Annotated in this window: 22 protein-coding genes, 2 tRNA genes, 1 other RNA gene and 1 pseudogene; 13 read left to right on the forward strand and 13 right to left on the reverse strand. The window is 55.0% G+C overall.

What is annotated here, in order from left to right:
• Nucleotides 1-12: 12 nt before the first annotated feature.
• The 5 genes from C2E16_RS11305 to rssA all read right to left on the reverse strand — a co-directional run bounded on the left by C2E16_RS11305 (nucleotide 13) and on the right by rssA (nucleotide 5,517).
• Entirely contained in the window at nucleotides 13-1,017 is a 1,005-nt protein-coding gene (locus C2E16_RS11305) for an NAD-dependent epimerase (protein ID WP_038625858.1), read from the reverse strand.
• A 14-nt stretch (nucleotides 1,018-1,031) separates the two neighbouring features.
• Nucleotides 1,032-2,372, reverse strand: coding sequence for a UDP-glucose dehydrogenase family protein (locus C2E16_RS11310; RefSeq protein ID WP_038625856.1), 1,341 nt, complete (start codon nucleotides 2,370-2,372; stop codon nucleotides 1,032-1,034).
• Nucleotides 2,373-2,396: 24 nt separating this feature from the next.
• Entirely contained in the window at nucleotides 2,397-3,305 is a 909-nt protein-coding gene (gene galU, locus C2E16_RS11315) for a UTP--glucose-1-phosphate uridylyltransferase GalU (RefSeq protein ID WP_038625854.1), read from the reverse strand.
• Nucleotides 3,306-3,500: 195 nt separating this feature from the next.
• Nucleotides 3,501-4,514, reverse strand: a complete 1,014-nt coding sequence (gene rssB / locus C2E16_RS11320; RefSeq protein ID WP_038625852.1) for a two-component system response regulator RssB — start codon at nucleotides 4,512-4,514, stop codon at nucleotides 3,501-3,503.
• Between the two features lie 100 nt (nucleotides 4,515-4,614).
• Nucleotides 4,615-5,517 carry a patatin-like phospholipase RssA gene (gene rssA / locus C2E16_RS11325; RefSeq protein ID WP_038625850.1) on the reverse strand — a complete coding sequence of 301 codons (903 nt, stop codon included), beginning with the start codon at nucleotides 5,515-5,517 and terminating at the stop codon, nucleotides 4,615-4,617.
• A 109-nt stretch (nucleotides 5,518-5,626) separates the two neighbouring features.
• On the opposite strand from rssA, the gene C2E16_RS11330 reads away from it, so the two are divergent.
• From C2E16_RS11330 to xthA, 6 genes are all read left to right on the forward strand, one after another.
• A complete protein-coding gene (locus C2E16_RS11330; RefSeq protein WP_038625848.1) occupies nucleotides 5,627-6,085 on the forward strand; it encodes a YchJ family protein in 459 nt (152 codons plus the stop codon).
• Between the two features lie 54 nt (nucleotides 6,086-6,139).
• Complete coding sequence (purU, locus tag C2E16_RS11335) at nucleotides 6,140-6,988, forward strand: formyltetrahydrofolate deformylase (protein WP_038625847.1); 849 nt, start codon at nucleotides 6,140-6,142, stop codon at nucleotides 6,986-6,988.
• 142 nt (nucleotides 6,989-7,130) lie between these two features.
• Nucleotides 7,131-7,215 (forward strand) — tRNA-Tyr (locus C2E16_RS11340).
• Between the two features lie 110 nt (nucleotides 7,216-7,325).
• Nucleotides 7,326-7,410: transfer RNA gene (locus C2E16_RS11345), tRNA-Tyr, on the forward strand.
• Nucleotides 7,411-7,451: 41 nt separating this feature from the next.
• Nucleotides 7,452-7,576, forward strand: a non-coding RNA gene (locus tag C2E16_RS11350) — RtT sRNA.
• A 205-nt stretch (nucleotides 7,577-7,781) separates the two neighbouring features.
• Nucleotides 7,782-8,588, forward strand: a complete 807-nt coding sequence (xthA, locus tag C2E16_RS11355) for an exodeoxyribonuclease III (RefSeq protein WP_038625845.1) — start codon at nucleotides 7,782-7,784, stop codon at nucleotides 8,586-8,588.
• 38 nt (nucleotides 8,589-8,626) lie between these two features.
• Here xthA and C2E16_RS11360 read toward each other — a convergent pair whose 3' ends face one another.
• The 4 genes and pseudogenes from C2E16_RS11360 to C2E16_RS11375 form a co-directional block, all read right to left on the reverse strand.
• Nucleotides 8,627-8,950: a YnjH family protein gene (locus C2E16_RS11360; RefSeq protein ID WP_084970189.1), complete on the reverse strand. Its 324-nt coding sequence runs from the start codon at nucleotides 8,948-8,950 to the stop codon at nucleotides 8,627-8,629.
• Nucleotides 8,950-10,872 (reverse strand): DNA topoisomerase III, encoded by a 1,923-nt coding sequence (locus C2E16_RS11365; protein ID WP_084970188.1) that lies wholly within the window; start codon nucleotides 10,870-10,872, stop codon nucleotides 8,950-8,952. Before C2E16_RS11365 ends, C2E16_RS11360 begins: the two co-directional genes overlap by 1 nt.
• 168 nt (nucleotides 10,873-11,040) lie before the next feature.
• Nucleotides 11,041-11,148 (reverse strand): annotated as a pseudogene (locus tag C2E16_RS21140) (selenide, water dikinase SelD); the annotation flags it as partial.
• A 142-nt stretch (nucleotides 11,149-11,290) separates the two neighbouring features.
• Nucleotides 11,291-11,842, reverse strand: coding sequence for an NAD(P)H nitroreductase (locus tag C2E16_RS11375; RefSeq protein ID WP_038625839.1), 552 nt, complete (start codon nucleotides 11,840-11,842; stop codon nucleotides 11,291-11,293).
• 172 nt (nucleotides 11,843-12,014) lie between these two features.
• Here C2E16_RS11375 and sppA point away from each other — a divergent pair, with 172 nt between their 5' ends.
• The 3 genes from sppA (at nucleotide 12,015) to pncA (ending at nucleotide 15,605) form a co-directional block, all read left to right on the forward strand.
• Nucleotides 12,015-13,871 (forward strand): signal peptide peptidase SppA, encoded by a 1,857-nt coding sequence (gene sppA, locus C2E16_RS11380; protein ID WP_104951635.1) that lies wholly within the window; start codon nucleotides 12,015-12,017, stop codon nucleotides 13,869-13,871.
• A gap of 94 nt (nucleotides 13,872-13,965) precedes the next feature.
• Nucleotides 13,966-15,000 carry an asparaginase gene (gene ansA, locus C2E16_RS11385; RefSeq protein WP_104951636.1) on the forward strand — a complete coding sequence of 345 codons (1,035 nt, stop codon included), beginning with the start codon at nucleotides 13,966-13,968 and terminating at the stop codon, nucleotides 14,998-15,000.
• Nucleotides 14,997-15,605 carry a bifunctional nicotinamidase/pyrazinamidase gene (pncA, locus tag C2E16_RS11390; protein ID WP_038625837.1) on the forward strand — a complete coding sequence of 203 codons (609 nt, stop codon included), beginning with the start codon at nucleotides 14,997-14,999 and terminating at the stop codon, nucleotides 15,603-15,605. The genes ansA and pncA overlap by 4 nt, the downstream gene beginning before the upstream one ends.
• Before the next feature lie 53 nt (nucleotides 15,606-15,658).
• Here the strand turns inward: pncA and C2E16_RS11395 are convergent, their stop codons facing one another.
• Nucleotides 15,659-15,940 carry a YeaC family protein gene (locus C2E16_RS11395; RefSeq protein WP_038625835.1) on the reverse strand — a complete coding sequence of 94 codons (282 nt, stop codon included), beginning with the start codon at nucleotides 15,938-15,940 and terminating at the stop codon, nucleotides 15,659-15,661.
• Between the two features lie 3 nt (nucleotides 15,941-15,943).
• Entirely contained in the window at nucleotides 15,944-16,354 is a 411-nt protein-coding gene (gene msrB / locus C2E16_RS11400; protein ID WP_104951637.1) for a peptide-methionine (R)-S-oxide reductase MsrB, read from the reverse strand.
• A 342-nt stretch (nucleotides 16,355-16,696) separates the two neighbouring features.
• Between msrB and gapA the strand changes: the two genes are divergently transcribed.
• Together gapA and C2E16_RS11415 are read left to right on the forward strand one after the other, a co-directional pair.
• Nucleotides 16,697-17,695 carry a glyceraldehyde-3-phosphate dehydrogenase gene (gene gapA / locus C2E16_RS11410; RefSeq protein ID WP_038625833.1) on the forward strand — a complete coding sequence of 333 codons (999 nt, stop codon included), beginning with the start codon at nucleotides 16,697-16,699 and terminating at the stop codon, nucleotides 17,693-17,695.
• 76 nt (nucleotides 17,696-17,771) lie between these two features.
• Nucleotides 17,772-18,650 carry a D-hexose-6-phosphate mutarotase gene (locus tag C2E16_RS11415; protein ID WP_038625831.1) on the forward strand — a complete coding sequence of 293 codons (879 nt, stop codon included), beginning with the start codon at nucleotides 17,772-17,774 and terminating at the stop codon, nucleotides 18,648-18,650.
• 38 nt (nucleotides 18,651-18,688) lie between these two features.
• On the opposite strand, the gene C2E16_RS11420 is transcribed toward C2E16_RS11415, so the two are convergent.
• Together C2E16_RS11420 and C2E16_RS11425 are read right to left on the reverse strand one after the other, a co-directional pair.
• Nucleotides 18,689-19,540: an aldo/keto reductase gene (locus C2E16_RS11420; RefSeq protein WP_038625829.1), complete on the reverse strand. Its 852-nt coding sequence runs from the start codon at nucleotides 19,538-19,540 to the stop codon at nucleotides 18,689-18,691.
• A gap of 76 nt (nucleotides 19,541-19,616) precedes the next feature.
• Complete coding sequence (locus C2E16_RS11425) at nucleotides 19,617-20,366, reverse strand: MipA/OmpV family protein (protein ID WP_038625826.1); 750 nt, start codon at nucleotides 20,364-20,366, stop codon at nucleotides 19,617-19,619.
• Nucleotides 20,367-20,792: 426 nt separating this feature from the next.
• Here C2E16_RS11425 and yeaG point away from each other — a divergent pair, with 426 nt between their 5' ends.
• A complete protein-coding gene (gene yeaG / locus C2E16_RS11430; protein WP_038625824.1) occupies nucleotides 20,793-22,727 on the forward strand; it encodes a protein kinase YeaG in 1,935 nt (644 codons plus the stop codon).
• Between the two features lie 91 nt (nucleotides 22,728-22,818).
• Nucleotides 22,819-24,096 (forward strand): YeaH/YhbH family protein, encoded by a 1,278-nt coding sequence (locus C2E16_RS11435; protein WP_038625822.1) that lies wholly within the window; start codon nucleotides 22,819-22,821, stop codon nucleotides 24,094-24,096.
• Nucleotides 24,097-24,210 lie beyond the last annotated feature (114 nt).

The following is a 24,210-nucleotide window of genomic DNA, read 5'->3' on the forward strand; positions in this document are numbered from 1 at the left end:
AGATTATACCTCTCAAACGTTATAAAACGCCCGGTACCACTCTACAAAGCGTTTAATACCCTCTTCCACGCCCGTCTGCGGTTTAAAGCCGATAACGTCAAACAGCGCCTGCGTATCCGCGCTGGTTTCCAGCACGTCGCCTGGCTGCATCGGCAGCATATTTTTACGCGCCTGCATGCCTAACGCCTTCTCCAGCGCTTCGATATAAGCCATCAAGGTTACCGGCTGACTGTTACCGATATTATAAACCCGATACGGCGCCGAGCTGGTGGCTGGAGAGCCTGTCTCTACCGTCCAGTTTTCATCCTTTTGGGGAATGACGTCCTGAAGACGGAAGATCGACTCGGTAATATCATCTATATAGGTAAAGTCTCTGCGCATTTCGCCGTTGTTATAAACGTCAATACTTTCACCCGCAATAATAGCGCGAGTGAATTTAAACAGCGCCATATCAGGACGGCCCCACGGACCATATACGGTAAAGAAACGCAGCCCGGTGGTAGGAATGCCATACAGATGCGAATAAGTATGGGACATCAGCTCATTGGCTTTTTTCGTCGCGGCATAAAGCGATACCGGATGGTCGACGCTGTCGTCGGTTGAGAACGGCATTTTCCGATTCAGGCCATAAACCGAACTGGACGAGGCGTACAACAAGTGTTCGATTTTATGGTGACGGCAACCTTCAAGAATATTGAGATGGCCGATAAGATTGGCATCGGCATAGGCGTGGGGGTTATCAATGGAATAACGCACTCCGGCCTGGGCGCCCAGATGGATAACGCGCTGGAAACGCTGTTCGGCGAACAGTGACGCTATTGCATCACGATCGGCTAAATCGCATTCAATAAAAGTGAAATCTGAAGAAGTGATTTGATTAAGACGGGCACGTTTAAGATTTACATCGTAATAATCATTCAGGTTGTCGATGCCGACAACCTGGTGACCGGCCGACAGGAGGCGTTGGGTAACGTGAAAACCAATAAATCCTGCCGCGCCGGTAACCAGATAGTTCATATTTTCCCCATTAATTATGCAATTTGAATAGACGCTCCGCGGCCAATTGCATAATAAACAAAACCGCGTTTGCTGATTCTTTCTGGATCATACAGGTTACGACCATCAAAAATCACGGGTTGTTTTAATGAGTTTTTAATAACGTCAAAGTCTGGCGCGCGGAAGTTCTGCCATTCGGTACAAATAACCAGCGCATCAGCACCCTGCAGCGCCGCTTCTTTGGTCCCCATCAGCTTCAGGTCTTCACGGTGGCCGTAAATACGCTGAGCTTCATCCATCGCTTCCGGGTCAAATGCCTGCACCGTCGCGCCAGCGGCCCACAGCGTCTCCATCAGGACGCGGCTGGAGGCTTCACGCATATCGTCGGTGTTTGGTTTAAACGCCAGCCCCCACAGCGCGAAGGTCTTTCCTTTCAGATCGTCGCCGAAGTGACGTTTAATAAAGCCTGGCAGCTTCATTTTCTGATCGTCGTTGACATCTTCTACTGCCTGCAGCAGACGCGGTTTATAACCGATATTTTCCGCCGTACGGATCAGCGCCTGCACATCTTTCGGGAAGCAGGAACCGCCGTAACCGCAGCCCGGATAGATAAAGTGGTAGCCGATGCGGGAATCGGAACCGATGCCCTGACGTACTTTTTCTATATCCGCGCCCAGGCGCTCTGCGAGGTTAGAAATCTCGTTCATAAAGCTGATTTTCGTCGCCAGCATGCAGTTAGCGGCGTACTTGGTCAGCTCTGCACTGCGGATATCCATCAGGATCAGGCGATCGTGGTTGCGGTTGAACGGCTCATACAGCTCGCGCAGCAGCTCCACCACTTCTTCATTATCAGTACCCACGACGATACGCTCAGGACGCATACAGTCACTAACCGCCGCGCCTTCTTTCAGGAACTCCGGGTTAGAGACCACGTCGAAGGTCAGATCGACGCCGCGCGCCTGCAGGGTTTCCTGCATCACGCCGCGTACGCGGTCAGCGGTGCCCACCGGCACGGTCGATTTATCCAGCACGACTTTATGCTCATTCATATGCTGAGCAATAGTGCGGGCGACGGCGGTGACATATTTCAGATCGGCAGAACCATCCTCGTCCGGCGGCGTACCTACGGCGATGAACTGCATCACGCCGTGATTTACGCCCTCTTCGGCATTGGTAGTGAAGTTCAGACGGCCCGCTTCGTAGTTTTGCTTAACCAGCGGCGTCAAACCTGGTTCATAAATAGGAATGATCCCTTTCTTCAGATTTTCGACTTTCTTTTCGTCGACATCAATACAAAGAACGTCATGTCCGACTTCGGCCAATACCGCAGCCTGAACCAGACCCACATAGCCGATACCAAATACGGTGACTTTCATTGCGTTATCCTGTTGCTGTGTGAATTACTTTTTATTTTCAACGGTATCATTCAGCCACTGTTTGAAATCATTGCCCAGTGACGGATGACGCAGGCCATATTCTACGAAAGCCTGCATATAACCCAGCTTGTTGCCGCAGTCATGGCTGATCCCTTTCAGGTGATAAGCCTCAACCGTTTCTTTTTCCATCAGCATGGCGATAGAGTCGGTCAGCTGAACTTCGCCGCCTGCGCCCGGAGGCGTTTTAGCCAGCAGAGGCCAAATGTCGGCAGACAGTACATAGCGGCCAACGACGGCCAGATTGGACGGCGCTTCGCTCGCCTTCGGTTTTTCCACTACGCCTACCATCGGCGCGCTGTCGCCAGGCTGCAGCTCTGCGCCCTGGCAATCAACCACGCCGTAAGCGGTCACATCAGCTACCGGCTCAACCATAATCTGACTACGGCCGCTTTCCTCGAATCGGTTCAGCATTTCCGCAAGGTTATCTTTGGTTGGGTTGGATTCGTACTCGTCGATAATGACGTCAGGCAGAATCACCGCAACCGGCTCGTCGCCCACTAACGGATGCGCGCACATTACCGCATGGCCCAGACCTTTAGCTATGCCCTGACGAACCTGCATGATGGTCACGTGCGGCGGACAGATGGACTGGATTTCATCCAGCAGCTGACGCTTAACGCGTTTTTCCAGCATCGCCTCCAGCTCAAAACTGGTATCAAAATGGTTCTCAATGGAGTTTTTAGAAGAGTGCGTAACCAGCACAATCTCATTAATCCCGGCAGCGATACATTCGTTAACGACATACTGAATTAACGGCTTATCAACCAGCGGCAACATTTCTTTTGGAATGGCTTTGGTTGCGGGCAGCATACGCGTCCCCAAACCGGCAACAGGGATTACCGCTTTTTTTACTTTTGACTTATAGGCAGACATTAAGATACCTCTCTTATAGGCCGTTCAAGTTAATACTTGATATGTCGATTTAAAAAACGAAACGAGTATATCAGCTCAGGGCCGCCGGATTTATCCTGGATAAGATGATTCCGGCGAAATTAAGATTATTACCCAAGTGTAAAACGTATAGTCGCAACTGTCTGCGAGACGCAAAAAATAAAAAGCATTCGCTTATTATTCAGGCGACAACATCAGCCGCAACCGCCCTCCATTGCCCCACACCTGGCATTGCCAAGCGCTACCCTGCTGGCTAATTTGATTGAGATGTGTACTACCGAGCGTACCTAAAGGCACACCGTTATTGAGCTGTATTTCTTGCCCGCCGATGTTTAGCGTTGCGTTTAAGCCTGCCGAGACCAGAATCAGGTTTTTATACGGCTGGTGATAATAGCCGACTAATAATGGAAACTGCCCTTTAAGATTAGCCTGACGCAATAACAGATTAACCTGTTTCAATACGCTGTTTAATTCAGGCAAGCGCTGTTTTTGACCAGAGAGCTGTTCCTGCAACAGACCATTGAATAGCGCGCGCAGCAGCAGCGCGGCCAGCACGCCGTTATCGCCGGCGCGCGTCACGTCGAGGCAGTAAAAGGCGAGATCTTTGTCCGATAGCGCAGCGATATCCAGGACCAGCCCCGGCTGTTCCGCCATCGTCAGCTGACGATAGTTGATACGGCAGTTGGCGATAGTTTGCTGAACCGGCGGCTGCAGCTGCTTAAGCAGCTTAGCGGCCGCGGTCGGATCGCTGACCAGCGCGTCCCAGTCCTGAAACAGCTGTTCTTCTTCTTCAACCTGCGAAGTAAACATTGAGGGATAGAGGCACTCGTAGACCGCTTCGCGCAGGCGCTCCATATCTTTAATCGGCTTAAGCAATACATCCTGCACGCCAAGACGCAGGACATGCGCGATATCGGACATCTGCTCCGTAGCGGAGATGACCAGAATGGGAACCTGATTGCCGCGTGTGCGTAAGTGTTCCACCAGCTTAATGCCGTTCATACGCGGCATTTCCAGATCGCAAATCAGCAGATCGGGCTGGTGAAAGCGCAACGTTTCGATTGCATCAAGACCATCGCTGGCGACAAGGAGTTGAGCGCCAAGCGAATATAAGTAATTTTCCAGCAGGGAACGAAAAACGACCTCATCCTCTACGATCAGGATCTGTTTTCCAGTTAATGGTTTTTCCATTGTTTCCCCCCGTCAGCCAGATAATTCAATAGTGGTCCAGGATGCGCACTTGTGCCTGTCAGAATTGCCTGAAGTAACATGTGTGATTGACCCATTTTCATTACCGGCTTCGTACTAACGGTAATAATTCATCCATTTTCTTCTCAACTGCCGCCTGTCCGGCGGCAATCGCTTCCTCTGCACGGTGAAAATCAAGCGTACTGATTTGGGGACAATAAGGTTGTAGTAAAACATCCGGCGGGTCCCCCGCCATACGGTTGCGTTTCAAACGGTTTTCCAGCACCTGAATTGAGGTGGTCATGATTTCCATCGCGCCGGGCGAAAGCATCGTGCGCCGCTGCGTCAGACGCTGCGCAAGGTGATGACGTAACCGGGCGCGCCAGGAGGTCATCTCTGTTTCCGGCGCCGTTTGCGCGGGCGACGCGGAGAGAAGATCCTGCTGCATTAAGTGCGCATCGTGCTGTAAATCGACGGCGATAACAATATCTGCTCCCAGCGCGCGGGTTAGCGATATCGGCACCGGATTAACCACCGCGCCATCCACCAGCCAGTAACCGTTATGGCCGACCGGCGGCAACAGCCCTGGCATACTGCAGGAGGCGCGCAGAGCCTGATGTAAATCGCCTTCGGTCAGCCACAGCTCGCGTCCGGTGCTCAGATTAGTGGCAACGGCGCCAAAACGTATATGACACTGTTCGATAGACTCATCGGGCATCAAACGCCGAATATGGTTGAATACGCGATTTCCGCGTAGCAAACCGCCTCGCCGCCATGAAAAATCCATCAACCGAATCACATCCCAGTAACTGAACGACCTTACCCACTTTTCCAGCAGCGGCAGCCGACCGGTCGCGCTCGCGGCCCCGACCAGAGCGCCAACGGAGCAACCAGCAATAACGTCAACCTGAATACCCGCCCGCTCCAGCGCATTAATTACACCGATGTGCGCCCATCCCTTGGCGGCGCCGGAACCTAGCGCCAGTCCAATTTTAACCTGTCTCATTGCATTCCTGTATTAACCCTTCTTCACTGAATGGCGTCAAACGCCAGGGTCAGATAACATAACGTAAAATAACGTCTTTAGCCCTGTTATTGCAAAACCTGGAGTCAACGTGTCTGAAAACTGTCCATGCTGCAGCGGATTGCAGTATAGCCTATGTTGCGGTCGCTATCTAAGTGGCGATTATATTCCCTCTACCTCGGAAGCGTTAATGCGCTCGCGCTATACAGCATACAGCCAGCGAAACGTCGATTACCTGCTGGCCACCTGGCACAGTACGCACCGCACGGCGCAGCTGCGCCAGGCATTGTCTGAAAGTTTTGCTCATACCGAATGGCAAGGTTTGAGGGTTATCGCCTGCGAATCTGGAGGCGATGATGATGAGGCTTATGTGACATTTTTTGCGCGTTACCGCGAAAACCAGCGTTCCGGCGCGGTTCATGAACGTTCGCGCTTTGTCCGTGAGGATCAACGCTGGTACTATATTGACGGAACCGCGCCACAGGTGGGTCGAAATGACCGCTGTCCCTGTGGCTCCGAAAAAAAATACAAAAAATGTTGCGGCCAGTAACGCTGGCACCATTCAGATTCACCGCTATCTCGCTTCGACAGGATCGATAACTCAATGCAAGCGCAAAATTTACAACGCAAAGTACTACGCACCATCTGCCCTGACGCCAAGGGCCTTATCGCCAAGATCACCAACATTTGCTACAAGCACGAGCTGAACATCGTCCAGAACAATGAGTTCGTCGATCACCGCACCGGTCGCTTCTTTATGCGCACCGAGCTGGAAGGCATTTTCAATGACGCCACGCTGCTGGCCGATCTCGACGGCGCGCTGCCGCAAGGCTCGGTGCGCGAACTCCAGTGCGCCGGACGGCGTCGCGTGGTCATTCTGGTCACCAAAGAGGCGCACTGCCTTGGCGATCTGCTGATGAAAAGCGCGTTTGGTGGGCTGGATATGGAGATTGCGGCGGTTATCGGCAACCACGACACGCTGCGCTCGCTGGTGGAACGCTTCGATATTCCTTTCGTTCTGGTCAGTCATGAAGGCCTGACGCGCGAAGAGCACGACAATAAAATGGCGGAGCAGATCGATCGTTATCAGCCCGATTATGTGGTGCTGGCGAAATATATGCGCGTGCTGACCCCAGCATTCGTTCAGCGCTATCCCAACCAGATCATCAATATTCACCACTCTTTCCTGCCCGCGTTTATCGGCGCGCGGCCTTATCACCAGGCGTACGAGCGCGGCGTGAAAATCATCGGCGCCACGGCGCATTATGTTAATGACAACCTCGACGAAGGTCCGATCATTATGCAGGATGTGATTAACGTCGATCACAGCTATACCGCGGAAGAGATGATGCGCGCCGGACGCGATGTAGAAAAAAATGTGCTGAGCCGCGCCCTGTATAAAGTGCTGGGCCAGCGCGTGTTTGTTTACGGCAACCGCACGATCATTCTTTAAGAGCGACGGCGTCGGTTGCTCAGCAAACCGACGCCATGAATAAAAAAGCGTCGAACGATACGCTTTTTTCCCCTGGGCGCTTTACAGCATCGATTCATTTGGTATGATGCGCCCCGCTTTCAGGCAATATGTCCTGACCCGTGGTGGGATTCCCGAGCGGCCAAAGGGAGCAGACTGTAAATCTGCCGTCACAGACTTCGAAGGTTCGAATCCTTCTCCCACCACCACTCTTCTTTAACAGAAGAAAGATGAGCAAGCCGGTAATAAAGGCGAACTTTGGGTTATGCGGCAGTTGACGAGATGGAAAGCGACAATCATTATCTGAACAGAATGACCTGGTGGGATTCCCGAGCGGCCAAAGGGAGCAGACTGTAAATCTGCCGTCACAGACTTCGAAGGTTCGAATCCTTCTCCCACCACCATCTTCGCATTACGCACCACACTCCCTTTATTAATAAAGTTGCATCTTCCCGTTGGGAGAAGGTGAGAAGCTTCGACAAGGTTCGCGTCGAGCAACGCGAGACAACGTGCGCAGCACGGCCCGCAGGGCGAGGAGCGCAGCGACGAGTCATCCTTCTCCCACCACCATCTTCGCATTACGCACCACACTCCCTTTTATTAATAAAGCTGCATCTTCCCGTTGGGAGAAGGTGAGAAGCTTCGACAAGATTCGCGTCGAGCAACGCTGTTCCCTGTCGTTTACCGCCCGTGCCCCGCGCCGCCGCTTCCCGTGACATTCTTAACCTACTTCTGTTAACATCCTGCCATCTTTTTACCAAGTAGTTGCCGCAATATGAAATTCATCTCTTTTAATATCAACGGGCTGCGCGCTCGTCCTCACCAGCTTGAAGCGATCATCGCCCAGCACAATCCTGATGTCATTGGCCTGCAGGAAACCAAAGTGCACGATGATATGTTTCCACTGGAAGAGGTCAGCAAGCTGGGCTATCACGTCTTTTATCACGGACAGAAAAGCCACTATGGCGTCGCGCTGCTGACGCGTGAGATGCCGGTTAAGGTGCAACGCGGTTTCCCTGATGACGATGAAGAGGCGCAGCGCCGTCTGATCATGGCAGAGATCCCTGCGCCGTCAGGCAATATCACCGTGATTAACGGCTATTTTCCACAGGGCGAAAGTCGTGAGCATCCCACCAAGTTTCCGGCGAAAGAGAAGTTTTACCGCGACCTGCAAAGCTACCTGGAAAATCACCTGACGGCAGACGATCGCATCGTTGTTATGGGCGATATGAATATCAGCAGCACCGATCTTGATATCGGCATTGGCGAAGATAGCCGTAAGCGCTGGTTGCGCACCGGCAAATGTTCCTTCCTGCCGGAAGAACGGGAGTGGATGGCGCGCCTGCTGAGCTGGGGGCTGGTGGATACCTGGCGCGCAGCGAATCCCGACTGCGCCGATCGTTTCTCCTGGTTTGATTACCGTTCCAGAGGGTTTGATGACAATCGCGGCCTGCGCATCGATCTGCTGCTGGCGACCCGCGTCCTGGCGGAGCGCTGCGTGGCGACCGGCATTGATTATGATATTCGCGCTATGGAAAAACCGTCCGACCACGCGCCGATTTGGGCTGAATTCAGCGTGTAAAAAAAGAGGCGCTGCGACGCTGGTCGCAACGCCTGCGCTTATTTTACGATACGCCAGATTAAATTATTGGTGCCGAGAGATTTCTCATCGCGCACGCACTGCAGCAGCACATCTTCCGCTTTGACTACCGCGCCTTCGGAGTAGCTGCGGTTTTCATAGGTGCAGCAGTGCAAACAGGGCGGGCTGGATGAATTTTGCCCCTGAGTCCAGACTTCGGGCGGCATATCCACCACCACGTCGCTGTTACTTGTCGAGCCGCCATTATTGCCCGAACCATAATCGCCCGAGCCGTAATCATGCCGGTGCGCCTGTGCCGCCGTAGCGACCAGCAGCATCAGCGCCATGCCCCATGCCAGTTTCATTATTCCGTCTCCTTTGCCTTTGCCTTTGTCTTTTTAGGCCGCCGTTTGCTGTTTCCGGCGGGCGCCGTGACGCCGCGAAAGGCTCGCGCCGAGCTTTGCTGACGCGCCAGCGCGATCAGATCATGCAGCGTAGTAACCAGCGGCTGCATAAAATCCTGATAGCGACAGGCCTTTTCACTGATTTTCGTCAGCGTCGATTCCCATTGAGCGGTCATATCTGGCCGCGCGGCCATTTCCGGCAATGAGTGAATCAGCGCCCTGCCCGCGTCGGTCGCATGAATATAACGCCCTTTCTTGATCAGGAAAGCGCGCCGGAACAGCAGTTCGATAATGCCGGCCCGGGTCGCCTCCGTACCTAAACCATCGGTCGCGCGCAGGATTTTCTTTAGATCTTTATCCTGCACGAAGCGGGCAATACCGGTCATTGCGGATAACAGCGTGGCGTCGGTGAAGGGACGCGGCGGCTGCGTTTGCTTTTCTGCAATTTCGCCTTTCTCGCACAACAGCTCATCGCCCTGCGCCACCACGGGCAGCGGCGTGCCGTCATTCTCCTCATCGCGCTCTTTGCTTCCCAGCAGCGCGCGCCAGCCTGCCTCCGCCAGAAAGCGCGCTTTGGCGACAAACTTGCCGCCAGCGATATCCAGCTCGATAACGCACTTCCGGTAAACCGCGTCAGGACAGAACTGCATCAGATACTGGCGGGCGATCAGGCCGTAAATATTGGCCTCATTGTCCGTCAGGCGCATGGCACTGCTGCGCGCCGTGGGGATAATGGCATGGTGAGCGTCAACTTTTTTATCGTCCCAGCAGCGATTTTTACGTTCGGTATCAAAATCAGCCGGCGTTTTCATTGCCGTCTGATGCGCGCTAATGGCATTCAACACCGCATGGCGCCCGGCAAAATGCTCCTCCGGCAGATAGCGGCTGTCCGAACGCGGATAGGTGATCAACTTGTGGGTCTCATAAAGACGCTGACAGGTATCCAGCACCGTCTGCGCGCTGAGGCCGTAGCGTTTCGCCGCCTCTATCTGCAGGCTGGAGAGCGAAAACGGCAGCGGTGCCGTATCGTTTTCCCGCCGATCCTGATAGTTGGTCACCCGCGCCGGTTTTCCGCCGATGCGCGCCAGCACATGCTCCGCCAGCGGACGATGCAGCAGTCTCCCCTCTTCATCCTGCCAGGGTTCGCAGGCGTCGCTGGGCTGCCAAAGCGCGACGAAACGCTCCTCTTTGGGCGTCACGATATGCGCTTTGACTTCAAAGTAATCTTTGGGAATGAAGTTCTCGATCTCTTCATCGCGCCGCACCACCAGCCCCAGCACCGGCGTCTGCACCCTGCCGACCGACAGTACGCCGTCATAGCCGGCGTTGCGGCCCAGCAGCGTCCATGCGCGGGTCATATTGATGCCGTACAGCCAGTCGGCGCGCGCGCGCGCCAGCGCCGAGACGCACAGAGGAATAAATTCTTTATTCTGGCGCAGGCGACCCACGGCACGTTCCACCGCCTGCGGGTTAAGATCGTTGATTAAACAGCGCTGTACCTTTTCGCGCTTCGCAGGCGGCAGCGCCAGATAGTCCAGCACCTCATCTACCAGCAGCTGCCCTTCCCGATCCGGGTCACCAGCGTGAATAATCTCATCCGCCTGCTCCAGCAGCTTTTTGATCACGTTCAGCTGCTTCGCCACCGAGGGGCGCGGCTGTAATCGCCACTTTTCCGGCACGATAGGCAAGTCGGCCAGCGACCAGCGCGCATAGCGGCTGTCGTAGCTGTCGGGCTGAGCCTGCTCCAGCAGGTGCCCTACGCACCAGGTGACGATGTGATCATTTCCGCAGGCGATATAGCCCTCTCCGCGACGGTGAGGCTTGGGCAGGATATCGGCGATGGCGCGGGCCAGGCTCGGCTTTTCAGCAATAAACAGGCGCATTAACGGGGCAAGGCTCTCTTACGACAAAACATCAATCAAAGGAACGCCGGCCTGCGCCGGCACTAACTCGCTAATCGCGCTGACCAACAGCGACAGGCTTTCCGACAGCGGGTGGAAATCGGCGACGGCCTCAGGGCGCACCGCCAACAGCAGACTGCCAGAGGTTTGCGGATCGTGAAACGCCATCAGCTCGCTTTGCGGAATGGTTTCCAGCACCTCAGGGGAAATTTTACAACCGCATCCTGTGCCGTGGCTGTACTGGGTAAGACGAATCATCTGATTTATGGGGGCTCCTTCATCCAGATCGCTGGCGTATATGTTAACGCGTTACCCCTGGAGTGATAAGCCACCTCTGACGCGACGCAGTTAAAAAGCAGGGCTGGTACCTTACCCTGCCAAAATAAACACGGCGAATCTGTCAGAAATAACTGACAAACGGAGCGGTATCGGGAGGCAATACCGTGGTGGAAGATTTCAGCTGCGGCGTGCCGAGGTAGAGGAAGCCGACAATGGCGTCCTGTTGGCGGCAGTTGAATGCGGCGCGCACCGCCTCATTATCCGTCCAGGCGCCGCTGCGCCAGATGCCGTTAAAGCCCTGCGCGGCAGCGGCCATCTGCATCGCCATCACCGCACACCCCGCCGACAGCAGCTGCTCCCAACGCGGCACTTTCGGGTGATCTTCACAATGCGCCACGACAGTAATGATCATCGGCGCGCGAAACGGCGCCTGCTTCGCTTTTTCGATAGCCTTGTCATCCATGTTGCCATCGCGCGCCGCCTGCTCCAGCAGCTGACTAAAGCGCTCAAGGCCCTGTTTCTCAATAATATGAAAGCGCCAGGGCTGGAGCGTGCCGTGATCCGGCGCGCGCATGCCAGCGCGCAGAATATTATCCAGCGCTTCGCCCGTCGGCGCAGGCTCGGCTAAACGCGATGCGGAGCGGCGATTAACCAGTAAATCCAGTGCTTCCATCTCTTCCTCCTGATAATGATTAGCATTCGTTGCAAACTAACACAGGCTGACGTTTTGTTACAGCCGCGCGCGATTTCCTGCTGACATTTGCCCGGCTGCTCTTTAGGATGTGGATGAAATTCTGGCAGAAAAGCTGCTTTTCTGCGCCCTGTCTGGCGATTATGGAGAAAACATGCGCACCTTGTGGCGAATCATAGCAGGCATCTTTAAGTGGATATGGCGGGTGCTGAACTTTATCCGCGAATGCATTCTTAACCTGTTTCTGATCTTTTTAGTCTTGGTCTGTGTCGGCATCTGGCTACAGGTGAAAAACGCCAGCGCGCCTGTGGAAGTGCCGCGCGGCGCGCTGAAGGTCGATCTTTCCGGCGTGGTGGTGGATAAGCCGTCGGTCAGCAACAAACTGAGCAAAATTGGCCGTCAGCTGCTGGGCGCCAGCAGCGACCGGCTGAAGGAAAACTCGCTGTTCGATATCGTGGCGGCTATCCGGCAGGCGAAAAGCGACAGCAAAATTACCGGCATCGTGCTCGATTTGCGCAACTTTGCCGGCGCCGATCAGCCTTCGTTGCAGTATATCGGCAAGGCGCTGCGCGAATTCCGCGACAGCGGCAAACCGATCTATGCCAGCGGCGACAGCTATTCTCAGGCGCAATATTATCTGGCCAGCTACGCCAGCAAGATTTACCTCTCCCCGCAGGGCACGGTCGATCTGCATGGCTTCGCTACCAATACCCTTTACTATAAGAGCCTGCTCGATAAGCTGAAGGTGACGTCGCATGTATTCCGCGTCGGCACCTATAAATCAGCGGTTGAGCCGTTCCTGCGCGATGATATGTCGCCTGCGGCGCGCGATGCCGACAGCCGCTGGGTCGGCGAGCTGTGGCAAAACTACCTGAACGTAGTCGCAGCCAACCGCCAGATTACGGCACAGCAGCTCTTTCCCGGCGCGCAGAGCCTGCTGAGCGGCCTGCAACAAACCGGCGGCGATACCGCGCGCTACGCCAAAGAGAACAAGCTGGTCGATCAGTTGGCGACCCGCGCCGAAACGGAGCAGCTGTTCGCAAAGCAGTTTGGCTGGAACAAGCAGGCTCAGGACTACAACGCCATCAGCATCTACGACTATCCGGTGCAGGATAACAGTTCGCAGAACGGCAACGTGGCGGTGATTCTGGCCACCGGCGCGATTATGGATGGCGAAGAGACGCCGGGCGCGGTAGGCGGCGACACCACGGCGGCGCAGATCCGTCAGGCGCGTCTCGATCCGAACGTTAAAGCGATCGTCTTCCGCGTCAACAGCCCTGGCGGCAGCGTCACCGCTTCCGAGGTGGTGCGTCAGGAACTGGCGGCGGCGCGTGCGGCCGGCAAACCGGTCGTGGTATCGATGGGCGGCATGGCGGCCTCCGGCGGTTACTGGATCTCCACCCCCGCCAACTACATTATCGCCAGCCCGGCTACGCTCACCGGCTCAATCGGCATTTTCGGCGTGATTAATACGGTGGAAAATTCGCTGGATGCGATCGGCGTGCACACCGATGGCGTAGCGACATCGCCGCTGGCCGACGTTGCCAGCACCAAGGCGTTGCCGCCTGAAGTTCAGCAAATGATGCAGCTGAGCATCGAAAACGGCTATCGCAACTTTATCGGCCTGGTCGCGAAAGCGCGTCAGAAAACACCGGAGCAGATCGACCAGATTGCGCAGGGTCACGTCTGGACCGGCAGCGACGCCAAAGGCAACGGGCTGGTCGACGCGCTGGGCGATTTCGACGACGCTGTCGCCAAAGCGGCGGAACTGGCGAAGCTGAAAGAAGTGCAGCTGAACTGGTTTGCGGATGAGCCTGCCCTTATCGATATGGTACTGGGCCAGATGGACGCTTCGGTGCGCGCCGCGTTGCCGAACGCCCTGAAAGCCTGGCTGCCCGCGCCGATGGTCGACGTAGTCAGCGCGATGAAGCAACAGCCGGGCCTGTTTGGTCGTCTTAACGATCCACAAAACCGTTACGCCATCTGCCTGACCTGCGGCGAGGTGCGCTAACCTTTACAGCCCGATCGGCGCCATGCTGGTCGGGCTGCTCTTCCCTGCGCTTTACCGTATACTGCATTTTTTCCGCAAAGCTGAGTCGCTTTTCATGCAAAAAAAATCTATTTACGTTGCCTATACCGGCGGAACGATCGGTATGCAGCGCTCTGCACAAGGCTATATTCCGGTTTCAGGTCACCTGCAGCGGCAGTTAGCGGCGATGCCGGAGTTTCACCGCCCGGAAATGCCTGCCTTTACTATTCATGAGTATCAGCCACTGATCGATTCTTCCGATATGACGCCGCAGGACTGGCAGGCGATTGCGGAAGATATTCGCCAGAACTACGACCTTTATGACGGTTTTGTCATTCTGCACGGCACGGATACGATGGCGTTTACCGCCTCGGCGCTCTCTTTTATGCTGGAAAACCTGGCGAAGCCGGTCATTGTGACAGGGTCACAGATCCCGCTCGCCGAGCTGCGCTCCGACGGTCAGCAAAACCTGCTTAACGCACTGTTTGTAGCAGCCAACTATCCGGTAAAAGAAGTTTCGCTGTTCTTTAACAATACCCTTTATCGCGGCAACCGCACGACCAAGGCACACGCGGACGGCTTTAACGCTTTCGCCTCGCCTAATCTGCCGCCGTTGCTGGAGGCGGGCATTCATATTCGTCGTCTGAACACGCCGCCTGCACCGCAGGGAGATGGCGATCTGATCGTCCACCCTATTACGCCGCAGCCTATCGGCGTCGTCACCATCTATCCCGGCATCTCTGCGGAAGTGGTGCGCAACTTCCTGCGCCAGCCGGTGAAGGCGCTGATCCTGCGCTCTTACGGCGTTGGCAATGCGCCGCAAAACGCTGAGTTTCTCGCGGAGCTTCAGGCCGCTTCGGAACGCGGCATTGTGGTGGTCAACCTGACGCAGTGCATGTCGGGCAAAGTGAATATGGGCGGCTACGCCACCGGCAACGCGCTGGCGCATGCCGGGGTGATCGGCGGATTCGATATGACCGTTGAGGCGACGCTGACCAAGCTGCATTATCTGCTTAGCCAGCCGCTGAGCTGTGATGAAGTGCGTCGTCTGATGCAGGTTAACCTGCGCGGCGAATTGACCCTGAAGAACGTTAAGGAGAAGCGCGGATGAAACAGGCGCTGATTTTAATCGACCTGCAAAATGATTTTTGTCCGGGCGGCGCGCTGGCGGTCAACGACGGCGACGCCGTTATCGCCGTGGCTAACCGTCTGGCGGCGGCGTTTCATCAGCGCGGCGAGCCGGTTGTCGCCACGCAGGACTGGCATCCCGCCGATCATGGCAGTTTCGCTTCTGTATCGGGCGAGGCGGTGAATACCGTCGGCGAATTAAACGGACTGCCGCAGATCTGGTGGCCCGATCATGCCGTGCAGGAGAGCCATGGCGCCGATTTTCATCCGGCGCTGCAACGAGAGCTGATTGAGGTGGTGTTTCATAAAGGCGAACAGCGCGATATCGACAGCTACAGCGCCTTTTTCGACAACGGCCACCGGCGCCAGACCGGTCTGGATGCCTGGCTGCGCGCGCGCGGCATTACCCGTTTGGTGATGATGGGGTTGGCGACCGACTACTGTGTCAAATTCAGCGTGCTGGATGCGTTACAGTTGGGCTATGAGGTGGAAGTCATTAGCGAAGGCTGCCGCGGCGTTAATTTGCAGCCGCAGGACAGCGTCGAGGCACTGGCGCAAATGGCCGCAAGCGGCGCCCTTATCCGCTAATAACGCATCCCGCCAGCGGGCGGGATGCGTTATACCGCGTCAGGCTTTACCCTTTACTGCAGCGTAATGCGCGTGACATCGTCACCGATGCCGAACTCTTCCTTCAGCTCGCGCTTGGAACGCGTCACCAGCTCGCCGCCCTGCCCGATGCTCATATGCTGCGGCTGATGGTTATGACGCGATTGCCACAGCATTACCAGCTGCATACAGTTCTCTTTTTGCTCATCGGTCAATGCCACCCCGTCCGGCCATTTGCCGGTTTCCACGGCGGTAGCCAGACGCTGATAGATTTCCGGCGTCATCGCCTCGATCATCGCATCAAGTTCTGATTTCATCACTTAACCTTTGGTCTGGTTGCCATCATTATCGCTGAAACTCAGCGATGCCGAGTTCACACAGTAGCGTTCGCCGGTCGGCTGCGGGCCATCGGGAAAGACGTGTCCCAAATGGGAATCGCAGTTGCCGCAGCGAATTTCAATGCGATGCATCCCGTGCGAGTTGTCTTCCAGATAATGAATCGCATCTTCGGTATAAGGCTGATAGAAACTCGGCCAGCCGCAGCCGGAATCATATTTGGTTTCCGACAGGAACAGCGGCGCATTGCACACCAGGCAATGATAAATCCCTTCCGCTTTGTTGTGCAGCAGCGCGCCGCTGAAGGGCGGCTCCGTCCCACGCTGCTGGGTGACATAGAGCTGCATTTCGGTCAGCTGATTATCAGGCGTACGATCGTTCAATTCTTTAGCCATTTTCATCGTCTCTGGCAATGTCATTCTGGAAAAATCGGCTAGTATTCTAACAAGTAGTTAACAAGAACAGGTTAATATTTTGTGCCTGACAAGCTTTGACACGCGCTCAACGTGCAAATTGTGATGCGGATCACTTTTCGTTAAAGCGAGCCCTTTATATTCGGTAATCAGGCCGCAAAATTGATGTAGCAGAATAGTCGCGGAAGCGGTTTCAAACCCAAAAATTCTCCGTAATGGGTTTGACTTGTCGCAATAATTGACACGATTCCGCTTGACGCCTGGTAAGGATTTTGTAATTTTACAGCCAACCTTTTATTCACTAACAAATAGCTGGTGGAATATATGACTATCAAAGTAGGTATTAACGGTTTTGGTCGTATCGGTCGCATCGTTTTCCGTGCTGCGCAGCAGCGTTCAGACATTGAAATCGTTGCCATCAACGACCTGCTGGACGCCGAATATATGGCGTACATGCTGAAGTATGACTCAACGCACGGCCGTTTCGATGGCACCGTTGAAGTACAGGACGGCGCGCTGATCGTTAACGGCAAGAAAATCCGTGTTACCTCAGAAAAAGATCCGGCTAACCTGAAGTGGGACGAAGTCGGCGTTGACGTGGTAGCTGAAGCGACCGGTATCTTCCTGACTGACGAAACCGCACGTAAACACATCACCGCTGGCGCGAAGAAAGTGGTAATGACCGGTCCGTCCAAAGATGACACCCCGATGTTCGTTCGCGGCGCCAACTTTGACAAATATGCCGGCCAGGACATCGTTTCCAACGCGTCCTGCACCACCAACTGCCTGGCGCCGCTGGCGAAAGTCATCAACGACAAATTCGGCATCGTTGAAGGTCTGATGACTACCGTTCACGCCACCACCGCTACCCAGAAAACCGTTGACGGCCCGTCTCACAAAGACTGGCGCGGCGGCCGCGGCGCATCTCAGAACATCATCCCGTCTTCTACTGGCGCAGCTAAAGCCGTAGGTAAAGTTCTGCCGGAACTGAACGGCAAACTGACCGGTATGGCGTTCCGCGTTCCGACCCCGAACGTATCCGTTGTTGACCTGACCGCGCGTCTGGCTAAACCGGCTTCTTACAAAGAAATCTGTGAAGCGATCAAAGCCGCTTCTGAAGGCGACATGAAAGGCGTTCTGGGCTACACCGAAGACGCAGTGGTTTCTACCGATTTCAACGGCGAAACTCTGACTTCCGTGTTCGACGCCAGCGCAGGTATCGCACTGAACGACAACTTCGTGAAACTGGTTTCCTGGTACGACAACGAAACTGGCTACTCACATAAAGTACTGGATCTGGTCGCGCTGGTTGCTTCTAAATAAGCCGCGTTGACAGACTAAACTTTGAGGGCGACTACGGTCGCCCTTTTTTATCGTCTGAATTCAGCAAGGTAATATCATGACCGAAAAACTGTTTTCGCTTCCCGTGGTTAACCAGCTCTCCCCTTACCTCAGCCTGCGACAGATGGGCGAACTGCCGGTGCTGGTGGTGAATCATCCTAAAGTGCGCGCCGCCGTTACTTTACAGGGCGCTCAGCTTATCGCCTGGCAGCCCAACGGCGAGAAGCCGGTAATCTGGCTGAGTGAGAAAAGCGCCTTTGCCAATGGTAAAGCGATTCGCGGCGGCGTGCCGATCTGCTGGCCGTGGTTTGGTCCCGCAGGCGAACCGGCGCACGGCTTCGCGCGCAATCAGCCGTGGACGCTTTCCGCTCATGATGAAAACGACGACTGCGTGCTGCTGACGCTGGAGCTGGCGAGCAATGCGCAGACCAAAGCGCTCTGGCCGCACGATTTCACCCTGTTCGCCCGTTTCCGTCTGGGCGAACGCTGCGAAATTGAACTGGAGGCGCACGGCGATTATCAGGCTACCTGCGCGCTGCACAGCTACTTCTGCGTAGCGGATATTAACGAGGTGGAGGTCAGCGGTCTGGGCCAGCACTTTATCGATAAGGTGAAGGATGGCGAGCCGGGCGATTCCGCGGATGGCAAACAACGCTATGACGGACGCGTCGATCGTATCTACACCCAGCCGGATGATTGCAGCCTGATTCATGATAAAGCGGGCCAGCGCGTGATCGAGGTTTATCATCACCATCACAGCGATGTGGTAACCTGGAATCCGGGCGTGGAGCTTTCCTGCAGCATGGGAGATATGGCGAACGACGGTTATCAAACCATGGTGTGCGTCGAAACCGCGCGCATCAATGCGCCGATGAAGAGCGCCGTTGAGCAACCCGCGCGGCTGGCCACGACGTTCCGGGTGCGGAAAAAACGTTAAAAAAGCCGGGCCTTTGCGCCCGGCTTTCTTTTAGTCCCTCAGACCACGTCCAGCGGCTGCTTGCTTTGCGGGGGCGGAAACAGGCTATCCAGCCGCATCAGCTGTTCATCAGTCAGCGTTATTGTTAACGCCGCCGCATTTTCCCTGACGTGCGTCACGCTGCCCGCTTTCGGGATCGCCATAACGCCAGGCTGACGGATGACCCACGCCAGCATCAGCTGCGCTACGCTGATGTCCTGCTGCTGCGCCACCTCATGCAGCGCCGGATGCATCATTAAATCCCGGCGCAAACGCCCCGCCTGCGCCAGCGGACAATATGCCATTACCGGCAGCTGACGCGCCTGACAGGCTGGCAGCAGCTCAAACTCAATGCCGCGCGAAGCGAGATGATAAAGTACCTGATTGGCCGCGCAAGCCGTACCGCCCGGCGCCTGCCACAGCTCCTGCATATCCTCGGTATCGAAATTAGATACGCCCCAGCGACCAATTTTCCCCTGTTGCTGTAGCTTTTCCATCGCCCGAATGGTCTCTTCCAGCGGGATATTGCCGCGCCAGTGCAGCAGATAGAGATCGAGATAGTCCGTTCTCAACCGCTGCAAACTCCGTTCGCACGCTTCCACCGCGTCAACAACGCCGGCGTTCCACGGATAGAATTTAGAGACCAACCAGACGCGGTCGCGTCTTCCCTGTAGCGCTTCGCCGACTACCCGCTCCGCTCCACCGTCAGCGTACATCTCTGCGGTATCGATCACCGACAGGCCGCACTCAATGCCCGCCTGTAGAGCAGCAATCTCCTGTCGTCGCAGATCCGGGCTTTCGCCCATATACCAGGTTCCCTGGCCTATTGCCGGCAGGGCCATACCATCAGCAATGTTCACTGTTCTGCTCATATTCTCTCCCTGGTGCGCCGCATTAGCCCCGTTAAGGTGCAACGGGGCGCCGTACGCCCCGTTGACATGCAGCCGATCAGAAGCTGTAGCTTACTCCGGTCCAGGCGGTAAGCTGAGAATTATTGTCCACCATCGGGCTGTCTTTGATCTCGTCCGCCAGGCGGGTGTAGCGCGCATAGATACCGGCGTTCCAGCGATCGGTCAGGCGATAATTGGCGCTCAGCTCGACGTAAGGGCTCCAGCTGTCGTCAGGCTGATAGCGGCTGATACCGGTGCGTGCTGATTCATGACCGGAAACGCCATAATAGTAACGGTTCTGATTGGAACTGGTCCAGGTGGCGCCGATGCCAGGCGTCAGGCTGAAATCGCCGAAGTCGAAACGGTAAAGATAGGTCAGATCCCAGACGATGCCATCGCTTTTGCCCAGCACGTCGCCTAACAGGTTAGTGCGCACAATCCCCCAGTCGGCGATATGGCGATACTCTACCCCGCCCATCAACGTCATACGGCGTTTGTCCAGGCCTTTCATATTGCCCAGATCGTTATCGCCCGGATCGTACTCCTGCGCTGAACCGGCCAGCGTCAGGGAGAGCTGGTCTTGCTGATCTTTCCACAGGTAGTAGCCGCCCTGTAAGGTGCGCAGCCAGAAATCGTCGCCCTCATAGTTGATGACCGGCACCGGCAGATAACGATCCTGACCACCTTTATAAGGACTTTGCGCGTAAATCACCGAGGCGCCCAGCGTAAGCGGATGGGCATCATCAGCCTGAGCCAAACCACAAATCGGCAGAAGCAGAGCAAGGATGCTAATTTTGAATTGGTTCACAATTTATTTCTTCCATAAATATAACAATCAGAGAGGTAGTTTAACGCTATTGCGCGACAGGTTTAAATCTTTATACATTTTGACGTATCTGGAACCACACGCCACGCCGCGCCGCAAAAGAAATGCAGGCGCTTATTTACAAAAACGCTACAGGCCGCGCCCCGCAAGGGCACCCGTTATTACCTGAACGACTTTCCTGTTGAAATTAAATAGCATTAAAGAAATTTCCTGAAATGCCATCTACAGTTAAAAGTAGGCTAAATGATTCGTTCGAGCAGAGTAACCATCAAATCTGTGTACCCCGATAAAAATACGTCAGGTTGGCATAAGGGTTGCTGTACTCCCAAGAGAATACCTTCCGGAAGCTGATAAACCTTTTATAACGCTTCCATTACCTGTGCTAAAAACGAAAGGACGGGCATCGCTATGAATATATTCGATCACTATCGTCAGCGTTATGAAGCTGCCAAGGACGAAGAGTTCACACTGCAGGAATTCCTGACCACCTGTAAGCAGGATCGCAGTGCATACGCCAACGCGGCAGAAAGACTATTGATGGCTATCGGTGAGCCAGTCATGGTCGATACTGCCCAGGAGCCTCGCCTTTCCCGCCTGTTCTCAAACCGTGTTATCGCACGTTATCCGGCGTTCGAAGAGTTTTATGGGATGGAGGAAGCCATTGAGCAGATTGTTTCCTATCTGAAGCATGCCGCTCAGGGCCTGGAAGAGAAAAAACAGATCCTGTATCTGTTAGGTCCGGTCGGGGGCGGTAAATCATCGCTGGCCGAACGGTTAAAATCACTGATGCAGCGCGTTCCCATCTATGTGCTGAGCGCCGACGGCGAACGCAGCCCGGTAAACGACCATCCGCTCTGCCTGTTTAATCCGCAGGAAGACGCCAATATTCTGGAGAAAGAGTACGGCGTGCCGCGCCGCTACTTGGGCACCATCATGTCGCCATGGGCGGCCAAACGCCTGCACGAGTTCGGTGGCGACATTACCCGCTTCAAGGTAGTAAAAGTCTGGCCTTCTATTCTGGAACAGCTGGCTATCGCCAAAACGGAGCCTGGCGACGAAAATAACCAGGATATCTCCGCGCTGGTAGGCAAAGTCGATATCCGTAAGCTGGAAAACCACGCCCAGAACGATCCCGACGCCTATGGCTATTCGGGCGCGCTCTGCCGCGCCAACCAGGGCATCATGGAATTTGTCGAGATGTTCAAGGCCCCGATCAAAGTGCTGCATCCGCTGCTGACCGCCACGCAGGAAGGCAACTACAACGGTACCGAAGGTATCTCCGCCCTGCCGTTTAACGGCATTATCCTCGCGCACTCGAACGAATCGGAGTGGGTGCAGTTCCGCAACAATAAGAACAACGAGGCGTTTCTCGACCGCGTCTATATCGTTAAGGTGCCTTACTGCCTGCGCGTCTCGGAAGAGATCAAGATTTACGAGAAGCTGCTTAACCACAGCGAGCTGACCCACGCGCCCTGCGCGCCCGGTACGCTGGAAACGCTGGCGCGCTTCTCTATCCTGTCGCGCATGAAAGAGCCGGAAAACTCCAGCATCTATTCCAAGATGCGTGTCTATGACGGCGAAAGCCTGAAAGATACCGATCCAAAAGCGAAGTCGTATCAGGAGTATCGCGACTATGCTGGCGTGGATGAAGGGATGAACGGGCTTTCGACGCGTTTCGCCTTTAAGATCCTGTCGCGCGTGTTTAACTTCGACCACACCGAGGTGGCCGCGAACCCGGTTCATCTGTTCTATGTGTTGGAGCAGCAGATTGAGCGCGAACAGTTCCCGCAGGAGCTGGCGGAGAAATATCTGGAGTTCCTCAAAGGCTATCTGATCCCTAAATACGCCGAGTTTATCGGCAAAGAGATCCAGACTGCCTATCTGGAATCCTATTCCGAATATGGACAGAACATTTTCGACCGCTACGTTACCTACGCGGACTTCTGGATTCAGGATCAGGAGTATCGCGATCCCGATACCGGTCAGCTGTTCGACCGTGAGGCGCTGAACGCCGAGCTGGAGAAGATCGAAAAACCGGCGGGCATCAGCAATCCGAAGGATTTCCGCAACGAAATCGTCAACTTCGTGCTGCGCGCGCGTGCGCAGAATAACGGGCGAAATCCCAACTGGACCAGCTATGAGAAGCTGCGCACGGTTATAGAGAAGAAAATGTTCTCGAATACTGAGGAGCTGCTGCCGGTTATCTCGTTTAACGCGAAAACGTCAACCGACGAACAGAAAAAACATGATGATTTTGTCGACCGTATGATGGAGAAAGGCTATACCCGCAAGCAGGTGCGTCTGCTGTGCGAATGGTATTTGCGCGTGCGCAAATCGAGTTAAGTCATGTAAGCACATAAACGCGTAACGGAAGCGAAAGTAAAGAGGTCGGGCGTTGCGCCCGACTTTGCTTGTAACGTTGTTTGGGGGAGCTATGGCCTATTTCATCGATCGGCGACTCAACGGCAAAAACAAAAGCGCGGTCAATCGTCAGCGCTTTTTGCGCCGCTATAAGTCGCAAATCAAACAGTCGATCTCCGAGGCCATTAATAAACGTTCGGTGACCGACGTTGAGAGTGGTGAGTCTGTTTCTATTCCGGTAGACGATATCAACGAACCCATTTTTCATCAGGGACGCGGCGGCACGCGCCATCGCGTTCATCCTGGTAACGATCACTTTGTGCAAAACGATCGCATCGAGCGTCCTCAGGGAGGCGGCGGAGGCGGCGGCAGTGGTCAGGGCAACGCCAGCCAGGATGGCGAAGGTCAGGACGACTTTGTCTTTAATATCTCAAAAGATGAATATCTCGACCTGCTGTTCGAAGATCTGGCGCTGCCGCACCTGCGCAAAACGCAGCAGCGGCAGATGAACGAGTATAAAACGCACCGCGCCGGTTTCACCTCTAATGGCGTGCCGGCCAATATCAGCGTGGTGCGCTCTTTACAGAACTCGCTGGCGCGACGTACCGCCATGACCGCGGGCAAACGACGTATGCTGCACGAGCTGGAGGCGTCGCTGGAAACGGTAGAGAAAGCGGAGCCGGCGCAGCTGCTGGAAGAAGAGCGGCTGCGTAAAGAGATTGCCGAACTGCGCGCGCGCATTGAGCGCGTGCCTTTTATCGATACCTTCGATCTGCGTTATAAAAACTTTGAAAAACGGCCTGAGCCGTCCAGCCAGGCGGTGATGTTCTGCCTGATGGACGTTTCAGGCTCGATGGATCAGGCCACCAAGGATATGGCGAAACGCTTTTATATTCTGCTCTATCTCTTCCTGAGCCGGACTTACAAAAACGTTGAGGTGGTCTATATCCGTCACCATACTCAGGCGAAAGAGGTGGATGAACAGGAGTTTTTCTATTCACAGGAGACCGGCGGCACCATCGTTTCCAGCGCGCTGAAGCTGATGGATGAGGTGGTGAAAGAGCGTTACGACCCGACGCAGTGGAACATCTATGCCGCACAGGCGTCTGATGGCGATAACTGGGCGGACGATTCGCCGCTGTGCCACGAAATCCTGGCGAAGAATATTCTGCCAGTGGTGCGCTACTACAGCTATATTGAAATCACCCGGCGCGCCCATCAAACCCTGTGGCGTGAATATGAACATTTGCAGGCGTCGTTTGATAACTTCGCCATTCAGCATATTCGTGAACCGGAAGATATTTACCCGGTATTCCGCGAGCTGTTTCACAAACAGGCGACAGAGAGCTAGCTGTCCTGGAACTCGTTGCCTGACTGGCGCTGTCCTGAGAGAGAACGGACGACGTTGCATCTTCAGCGGAAAACCGCCGCAGCGCTTTCCACTCTCGCCGCATTCGTAAAAGGC

The sequence above is a fragment of the Mixta calida genome, from assembly GCF_002953215.1.
Lineage (GTDB): Bacteria > Pseudomonadota > Gammaproteobacteria > Enterobacterales > Enterobacteriaceae > Mixta > Mixta calida.